We start from the raw sequence: 1,573 nt of genomic DNA, 5'->3' as shown, positions 1-1,573 counted from the left end.
GGGGCACGCCCGGACGGGGGGGCACGCCCGGACGGCGTGCTCAGACCGCCGTGCGGCTCCACCGCTGGTTGGTGCCGCTGTTGCAGGTCCACTGGACGAGCGCGGTGCCGTCGGCCGTGGACGTGTTGGTGACGTCGAGGCACTTGCCGCTGTGGACGGCGACCAGCTGGACGCCCGTGCTCTGGCCGGTCACGCTCCATCGCTGCCCGGCCCTCCCGTCGCAGGTGTACTGCGCGACGGCGGCGCCGTCGGTGGTCGAACCGCCGTTCACGGTGAGGCACTTGCCGCTGTGGCGGGCGACGATCTGGAACTGGCCGCTGCCGGCGCTCCGGAGCCAGAACTACTGGTTGACGCTGTTGCCGCCGCAGCTCCACTGGATGGCGGCGCCGCCGTCGGCGGTGGACCGGTCGGCGACGTCGGCGCACTTTCCGCTGTGCGCGGCGGTGAGGGTCTCCCAGCTGCCGAGGCCCTTCACCGTGCCGGCCGCCGTGTCCACCGTGATCTGCGGGAAGTAGTCCATGGCCATGGTCGTCCTGGTGGGGAAGCGGAGCGGCAGCCAGACGTACTGGGAGTCGTTGACGTTGCCGCCCATGGAGTTGCCCCAGCGGTCGCCGAGGCAGAGGTACGAGGTGCCGGCGGCGCCCTGGACCGGCAGGACGTACGCGGTCTGGGAGCCGTACGCGGTCCCGTCGCCGATGTCCTTCAGACCGCTCCAGGTTCCGGTGACGCTGGTCGCGGTGCCGTACTTCTGCTGGTTGGGGGACCACCCGGTGGCGCCGGAGGTGAGCAGGAAGTAGACGCCGTCGCGCTCGAAGAGGGCGGGGGCCTCGCGCCACTGTCCGGGCCAGAGCTTCTGGACCTGGGAGGCGATGCCGGTGTAGTCGGCGGTCAGCCGGTAGACGTGGAGGTCGGCGTTCTCGTTGGCGGCGGAGATCATGTAGCCCGCGCCGTCCGTGTCGACGAAGGTCGTGATGTCACGGGACATGTGGCCGAGCGGGCGGAAGCTGCCGAGCCAGGTGTAGTCGCCGTCGACGGTCGAGGAGACGGCGACCGCGGCGCGCGCCTCGCCGTAGTCCGTGGCGTTCTCCTTGTGCATCCACATCACGAACTGCCCGGTGGCCGCGTTGTACATGACCTTGGGGCGCTCGATGTTGGCCGACTGCAGTTCGGGGTCGGTGCTCTGGGTGAGGACGTGGTTCCGGAACTCCCACGTCCTCAGGTCGGTGGAGCGGTAGGCGGAGACGTACCGGAAGGTGTTGTCCGCGTTCCGGTTCTCGCCGAACCAGTAGTAGTACGAGCCGGCCTTGACGACTCCGCCGCCGTGGGCGTGCACGGGGTTGCCCGCCGGGTCGGTGAACTGGGTGGCGTTGGTGACGGTCGCCGTGGCGGCCTGGGCCGTACCGGCCGGGCCGAGCAGGGAGCCGAGAAGGGAGAAGAGGACGGCACAGAGTGCGGTGAGCACCGTGAACGTCCCCGAGGGAGTGCGTCGCATGATCGCGTACCTCGTGGCTGTGGGGAGGGAGAAAGGGCCGGCGATGCGGGACGGCCGGACGCACCGGGGGGTGCGGGGAGC

At 70.6% G+C, this 1,573-nt stretch carries 1 pseudogene; it reads right to left on the bottom strand.

Annotation, left to right across the window (positions count from 1 at the left end):
• Positions 1–40: 40 nt before the first annotated feature.
• Positions 41–1,492: pseudogene (locus tag AOK00_RS29685) on the bottom strand (RICIN domain-containing protein).
• Positions 1,493–1,573 lie beyond the last annotated feature (81 nt).

The organism is Streptomyces aureus (assembly GCF_001418135.1).
GTDB lineage: Bacteria > Actinomycetota > Actinomycetes > Streptomycetales > Streptomycetaceae > Streptomyces > Streptomyces aureus_A.
Note: the sequence above shows the minus strand (reverse complement) of the source record. Positions and strands in the feature narration are given on the sequence as shown.